At 62.8% G+C, this 7257-nt stretch carries 5 protein-coding genes; 1 reads left to right on the plus strand and 4 read right to left on the minus strand.

The window, feature by feature from the left end; translation table 11 throughout:
• The first annotated feature begins 98 nt into the window (after positions 1 to 98).
• Complete coding sequence (locus tag A8M77_RS21890; protein WP_086923623.1) at positions 99 to 1361, plus strand: type II restriction endonuclease; 1263 nt, start codon at positions 99 to 101, stop codon at positions 1359 to 1361.
• A 613-nt stretch (positions 1362 to 1974) separates the two neighbouring features.
• On the opposite strand, the gene A8M77_RS21895 is transcribed toward A8M77_RS21890, so the two are convergent.
• The 4 genes from A8M77_RS21895 to A8M77_RS21910 form a co-directional block, all read right to left on the minus strand.
• Positions 1975 to 2949, minus strand: coding sequence for an IS5 family transposase (locus A8M77_RS21895; RefSeq protein ID WP_086923624.1), 975 nt, complete (start codon positions 2947 to 2949; stop codon positions 1975 to 1977).
• A 153-nt stretch (positions 2950 to 3102) separates the two neighbouring features.
• Positions 3103 to 3984 (minus strand): methyltransferase, TIGR04325 family, encoded by an 882-nt coding sequence (locus tag A8M77_RS21900; protein ID WP_158100969.1) that lies wholly within the window; start codon positions 3982 to 3984, stop codon positions 3103 to 3105.
• Between the two features lie 28 nt (positions 3985 to 4012).
• Complete coding sequence (locus A8M77_RS21905; RefSeq protein ID WP_238136914.1) at positions 4013 to 4696, minus strand: TIGR04325 family methyltransferase; 684 nt, start codon at positions 4694 to 4696, stop codon at positions 4013 to 4015.
• 223 nt (positions 4697 to 4919) lie between these two features.
• Positions 4920 to 7257, minus strand: a 2338-nt coding sequence (locus A8M77_RS21910; protein WP_238136915.1) for an acyl carrier protein, incomplete at its 5' end; no start/stop codon positions are given.

Consider the following 7257-nt stretch of genomic DNA (forward strand, 5'->3'; position numbering starts at 1 on the left):
AATAGGGCGGTTCAGCAGCATGCGCCTGGCCCGCCGACCGCCGCTCGCTGCGGTGCTCATGATTGAATGGGGTCTTCACGGGCAACAACAAATAGACGATGTCAATCGGCCTTGATGTTTTAATTGGTCATTGGAAGACCGACTCCCTCAGCACCTACAACTCCTGGTTTCTGTGGGATGAACGGCTCAAGAACTTTCGATCCATCCGTCGTGGGCTTGCCCAGGTGGTGAAGGATATTGAGGCTGGTACTTTCGGCAATAGTTTCCGAGGCTCTTCGCTCGAGACGGTCGTCGGTTCCGTGGCTGAGCAGCGCCAGATATTCAAGGGAGCAGACCACGCCTTCCTCTGGAAGCCCAAGCTGCGTATCCCCGACATCTACGAGAACGCGTCCAATCAACGCGCCTTTGCCCGCCTGCTGCATGCATGCGATTGCTGCGACAGCGCCGAAGAGATCGTCCAGGCGATCCGCCGGATCGATGCGCTACAAATCAAGGGTTTGGGCCCGGCAGTTGCGAACCTGCTCTACTTCGTGCACCCGACCCTGGTCATGCCATTCAATACTGCCATCGTCAGGGGATACAACGCGGTCACCGGCAGCAACGTCAAGCTGGGGCGCTGGGACCATTATCTTTCGATGCGCGAAGGCTGCATTCGCTTGAATACGCAGCATCGACACGCATTGTCGAACGACATGGGCGCGTTGGCTGGTCTGCTTTTTGACATAGGCAGCGGCCGGTACGCGGCGCCTCCGCGCGCCGACGACGCAAGCGCCATTGAAGCCTGGAAAACCGACCTGCAGAAGGTCCGCGAGGAGTCGGCCGCCGCATACAAGCAATGGATGGCTGAACGAGACAGCGATGCCACACATACCGAAATTCAAGGCTGGCTTCGCGATCTGGGCAAGTCGCTCGGGTTCGGAGTCTGGATTGCCTCCAACGACCAAGCCCGACCCTACGCAGGCGGGCGACTTGCCGACGGATGCCTTGCGCATTTGCCGGATGGAACGAATGGTGGGCTCGACTCGGTGCCGCTGATCGACGTGATGTGGGTAGAAGCCGATGGATCGAGAGTCGCTGCTGCTTTCGAGGTTGAGCACTCCACATCCATCTACTCCGGCATTGTCCGAATGCTCGACCTTGCGCTGGGCAGCAAGCTCGGGGCCACCAGCGCCATGTTTCTTGTTGCACCCGACAACCGGCGCGACGATGTGCAAGCTCAATTGCGGCGGCCGGCCTTTTCTCGGGTCGCGGAACTGGGAATCCGCTATCTGCCTTATAGCGAACTCAAGAGTCACCGCGAAGCGATCGCTCGGTTCGGAACTGGGTTGAAACCGTTGCTTGAGATATCTCGCTCCCTTTGATGCCCGCATGCCCGCAGATCTGGCATTGCTGATTTGGGGGGCGCCACTTGGGTAGCCGTCCGCGGGAAAATCAGGGTTGTCGCCGACTACATCGCCGGCTTTCGCTGGGGCACGATGATGCGCAATGTCTGCGAACGACAGTAGGGTCGAAAATCGCACTCCCATCCGTCGGCCGCTTCGCATCCGCGTGTTCACCGACGCAGCGCGCCGAGGCAGAATCCTCGCATGATCAATCTGCGGCCTGTTGGAGACGTGCATGAACCTAGGGGGACGTTGGATACCGTTGGATCTGGCCAACACCTTCTTAATCACCTGGGTGATTTCGATCGCCGTCTTTGGGGCGGTCGTCTATTGGCTCACCACCCGCAAGCCGCCACCGCCGGATCGCAAGCGCGTCAAGGTTCGTCGCGGCCGAGGGAAGAGGCGCGCTTGGCGCTTCAGGCGCTAAGGCAACGCTGAACAAGGCCCCGGATTGCTCCATCCAGTAGTCACATCGCCCGAGACGCCTGAATTGACGCCCATTTCGGCGCGGCGACGCGAATTCAGAGCCAATTGCGTCGCCCGGTGGCCCGTTGCGGGCCGCGCGACGAGCCATTGGCTCGCATTGCTGCCCTTATGGGCGGACCTGTTCATACAGTGCCCCACGTGCGAGGTAGATGTTGGCCAGCCCCAGCGCGACGAAGGATCGCGTGGCGTTCTTGGCCAAGCCACGGTAGCGCACCTTGTCGAAGCCCCACAGCCGCTTGACGACGGCAAAGACATGTTCAACGCGGGCCCGCACCTTGGACTTGATTCGGTTGACCAAGCGCTCGAGTTCCTCTATCGCGCTTCCTTTGCGCACCCTCTGGTTGGTCCAGTCGGCCGCGTGCGGTGCCTTCGAGCGGATCAGCGCCTGCTGCGAGGAGTAGGCGCTGTCGCCCCAGACCCGCTGTTCCTGGCCGTGCAGCAGATCGGGCAGCGGGTGCTTGTCGTGCACGTTGGCCGCCGTGATCACCGCGCTGTGCGTCAAGCCGGTCTGGCTGTCCACACCGATGTGCATCTTCATGCCAAAAAAATACTGCTTTCCCTTGCGCGTCTGGTGCATCTCTGGGTCGCGCTTGCCGTCCGTGTTCTTCGTGGAGCTGGGTGCGCCGATGATCGTGGCGTCCACGATTGTGCCCACGCCGACCTTCAGTCCTCGGGCCTGCAGTACCTCGCCCACCTTCGCGAACAGGGCCTCGCCCAGCTTGTTCTTCTCCAGCAGGCGGCGAAACTTCAGCAGCGTGGTGGCGTCCGGCACGCGCTCACGACCCAGGTCGATTCCGACAAACCGCCGCAGCGCCGTGCTGTCGAGCAACGCGTCCTCGCACGCGGCATCGGCCAGGTTGAACCACTGCTGCACAAAGTACATGCGCAGCATGCGCTCCAGGCCCACCGGCGGCCGACCGTTGCCGGCCTTCGGGTAGTGAGGCTCGATGACCGCGCACAACTGCGACCACGGCACGATCTCCTCCATGGTCGCCAGGAACGCGTCGCGCCTCGTCGGCCTGCGGTACTGTTCGTACTGCGCGTTCTGATCGGCGGCCATGGCGAGAGTCTGCTGCTTCATACGGGAGTCAACGCACATCACAGGCTGGCGGAGGACTTGGACTTGTTCAGCATTGCCCTAAGAGAGTTGCCCAATCCGCACGGCAAGCGCAGCACTCGCGTCTTCAGACACCTTCATGCTGGCATCCGAACGCCATCCCGCTGGTCCCTGCCGTCAATGCACAAGGGACGGCCTGTCAGCGCCATTTCTTGGTTGCTCTGAAGATTCGGCAGCGGCTCGGTCTACGAAGTACAGGCCCGTGAACCAGGGGAACGAACGCTGCGGATGGCCCGGCAGGTAGAGGCCGCGCTCATGCACCGGCCATTCGTCCTTGAGCACATAGCCCTGGGCCTCCATGTCCCTCACAAGTCGACGCTTGTTGTAGACATGCAGTGGAACGATCGATCCTTCGCCAACGTTCTGGGCGGTGATGAAGTCTTCGCCTCCATAGATGGGCAGCTTGTTGAGAAGGACATGCCGAGGTCGAGAAGCACAGCGTGAGATAAGGTGGTTGGGTCTCGCGTCCTCGAGGTAATGAATGGCGCCCGCAGAAATCCATATGTCGCAGGCTTCTCCGACCACGGCCTCTTGAAGATCTTCGGTGAACGTGAGCGCTCTGGCTTGGGTCTCCGCAGCCATCTTGCGTCCGATCGAAACCATCGACGGGACCTCCACGACGCGCCAACTCAGACCGGCAGGCATCTCGATGTAGCGCCGATAGGCAAAGTAGTGAACGCCGACCGAGCCCCCGATATCGAGCACCTTCGAGGCACCGCCACGGAATGCATGCTCGAGCCACAACATCACCGGGTAGTCATAGGCGAAGACCTTCTTCGCACGAATGCCGACATATTCCGCTGCCAGCGCCTCCTGATCGAACTCCGGGTTCTTTGGCAACCACGCTCGCGCTTGATCAAAGCTTTCATAGACACCGAAATAGGCGCCCGCTCCCTGAAGGGGAGAAAGAAACTGCTGGCGGCGCCAACGCAGGAGCGCAGGCCTCGTGATAGGACCTTCGAGGAGGTCACGCACTGTTTGGGTCAGCCCGGTTGTCATAGCCATTTTTCCCTTGGTTCAGAAGGCACTACGCCAAATCAAAGCAGCAGCCGGCGTAGTAAGGCTTGTCGCCGCCTTCCACGAAGGGCACCTCGATCGGCTTGCCCTCGTTGCGCCAGGCGTCGCGCCGCTTGTAGCCGGATTCGGCCAGCTCGGCCAGCAGCTGGTCGTGGTGCTGGATGCGGTAGGGGCAGACGGCGAATCCGATGCTGTTGAGCGTGTAGAGCGTGCGCTCCGGATGCACGGCCGTGGTGTTCAGCACGATGCGCCGCGGCTTCACCGGCAGCGCTGCGATGATCTCGGAGATGCGCTGCGGCAGGTATTGCAGGCTGCCGGAGGCGTAGAGCACGTCATAGCCGCTGGCATCGCGGAAATCGGTCGTGAAGTCCAGCTGCGAGGTAGCCTCGCGCTTCACAGCGAACTCCCGCCCGGCCTTGACAACAGTGGGCACGTCGCAGACCGTCCAGTGCAGGTCAACGGGGTAGTTCAGCATGCGGCGAAACGCGTAGTACTTGATGCCGATGTGGCCGCCCAGGTCGAAGACGCTGCGCATACCATCGTCCAGTGAGCGGCCGAGCCAGAAGAGGCCTGGGTAGTCGTAGAACGCGACCTGATGGCTGTAGAAGGCCTCCGCGGGGGCGTTGTCGTAGCCGACGGCCTTCGAGGGCGGCGCGCCGGCCTCGGCGGCGGCGAAACTCTCGAAGGAGCCCATGAACAGGTTCTCTTCGCGGTTCTCCAGGAATTTTCTTCGGTATGAACTTTCGCGTATGGTGGTTGGCACCAGATGACTAACAAGCATGTTTCCCTCTTCGACTTGATGATTCATAAAAGATTGACGATTCAAAGCGGATATCCGAAGCCACTTTGAGTTCGCCGTACCGCCGGGGACCACCGAACATCGGCTGACCGGCACGCGACATCCCCTTCATAGCGCCTTATCCTTTGCGGCCCCACCGAAAGACGCGGCCGAGCAGGCTGCCGCGCTTGCCTTCGCTGTCGGTTGGCGCAGCGTTGATCGGTGCGTCGGCGGTCGCGAAAGCGAGTTGCCCGAGGGTCTCGAACACGTAGCGGCGGGGCTCAACGCGGAAGCCCATCACCTCTTCCGCCTGTTGCACTACGCGCATTGCCAGCAACGAGTCGCCACCGAGGTCGAAGAAGTTGTCATTGGTGCGTATGTCGTTGACGTCCGTGCTGAGTGCCCTGGCCCAGATCTGGGCCAGCTTGGCCTGCTCCGGAAGGAGCAGCGCCTGCGGCTGCTGTGATTGCACCGGCCTGCTCCCCGCACTTTGGGCCAGGGTGGGCTCTGGCGCCTCGCCGGCGGCCAGGCGCTGCAGGTAGAGCGCGCTGTCCGAGCCCTCCGCCGTCGAGAGCGCGGCCAGCGTGGCATCGGGCTGCTGGGCTACTCGCTGCAGCAACTCCAGGTAACGCTCCTTGAAGGCGACGCCGGTCTCGCGCTGATAGATGTCGGCGTTGTAGGCGATGGCGCCTTCGATGCCACGCGGCTTGTCCATCAGCCAGATGCCCAGGTCGTCGGTCGCGCCGCGCTGAAGCAGGTGCATCTGCCGATGCTTCAGATCTCCGATGTCCTGCGGCCGCTCGCGGGCATCCTGGAAGGAGAACAGGGCTTGGTAGAGCCCCACGCCCTGGGCACGCTCCACGAACTCGGGCTCGCTCACCAGGCGCTCGAACGGCACTTGTTGGTGGCTCATCACCGCGATCAGCTCCTGCTTGACGTAGCGCATGAATTCGCCGAAACGCAACGAAGGATCGACCTGGAAGGACAGCGGCAGCACGTTGTTGAAGAAGCCCATCACTGATTCGGCTTCCGGTACTTCGCGGCCGCGTACCGGTGTTGCGATGACGATTGAGGCAGTATCAATGATGCTGCTCATCATCAGGATGTAGACGCTCATCGTGAGCATATTGAGCGTAACGTCCTGACTGCGGCCGATCTCGCGCAGGCGCTCCGACAGGACCTTGTCGACTGTGATCCAGTAGGTGCCGCCTTGTCCGCTCATGCCGGCACGACGCGGCATGTCGGTGCGCGGCGCCTTCGGCACGGGCGAGTTGGCGAAGCGATTTTTCCAGTAGCGCAGATGTATGTCGAACTCAGGTTGGGCAAGCCAGTTCGTGTACCAGGCCGCATAGTCACCATGGGTGACGGCCAGCTCGGGCAAGCCGTGCGGCTCGCCGCGCAGCAAGGCGCCGTAGATAACGGCCAGCTCACTTTGCAACACATCGAAGGACCAGCCGTCCCAGATCAGGTGGTGCGGCACGAACACGAAGGCGTGGTCGTCTTCCCCCATCCGATAGAGTGCAGCATGGAAGAGCGGCGCTCGATGAATGTTGATCGGCCGATCGGCAACTTCCTGCATTCGATCGAAGAGCTCCGCCTCTCTTTGATCGACTGGCAGTTCACTAAGGTCGATCATCGGCAGGTCCAACTCAACCTCTTGCGCAGCCACTCGCATGATCTGTGCGCCGGTGGCTGGATCGACGTCGATGAATGAGCGCAGCACAGGCTGTCTGCGGATGATCTCGCGCAGCGCAGCCTTGAACTTGGCCACGTCCAGCGTCCCGCCGAGGCGGTGCGCGGAAGGCGCGTTGTAGGTCGGCCGTCCCGGATGCAGCTCCTCGAGGAAGCGGATGCGCTCCTGCATCGGCGTGAGCGGCGCGCTGCGGCGATCGGCCATGTGCGCGATCGGCGCGCTGCGCGGCGCGTTGCTGCCGTCCAGGGCCTCGATGGCCGCGGCCAGGCGCTCGGCGGTGGGCGCCTCGAACAGCAGGCGCAGCGGCACCGTGAGGCCGAGTTCGCGGCTCAGCAGCGTGGTCAGCCGCGCCGCCAGCAGCGAGTGGCCGCCCAGCGAGAAGAAGTCGTCGCGGATGCCCAGGCCCGGCAGGTTGAGCACCTGCTCCATGGTCCGCAGTACCAGCGCCTCGCGCTCGTTGCGCGGCGCCAGGCGCTCGCTGTCGTCCTTGTGGGTGGCCGTGGGCTTGGGCAGGGCCTTGCGGTCCACCTTGCCGTTGGGCAGCTGCGGGAAGGCGTCCAGCGTCACCACGTGCTGCGGCACCATGTACTGCGGCAGGCGGCTGCGCAGGTGGCGGTCGAGCGCGGCCAGGTCGATCGTGGCGCCCGGCGAGGGTGCCAGGTAGGCCACCAGGCGCACGTCGCCCGGCTGGTCCTCGCGGGTCACGACCAGGCTGCGCGCCACGCCCTCGATCTCGTTGCAGCGCGCCTCGATCTCGCCCAGCTCGATGCGGTAGCCGCGCACC

This window comes from Variovorax sp. JS1663 (assembly GCF_002157355.1).
Classification (GTDB): Bacteria; Pseudomonadota; Gammaproteobacteria; order Burkholderiales; family Burkholderiaceae_C; genus Variovorax.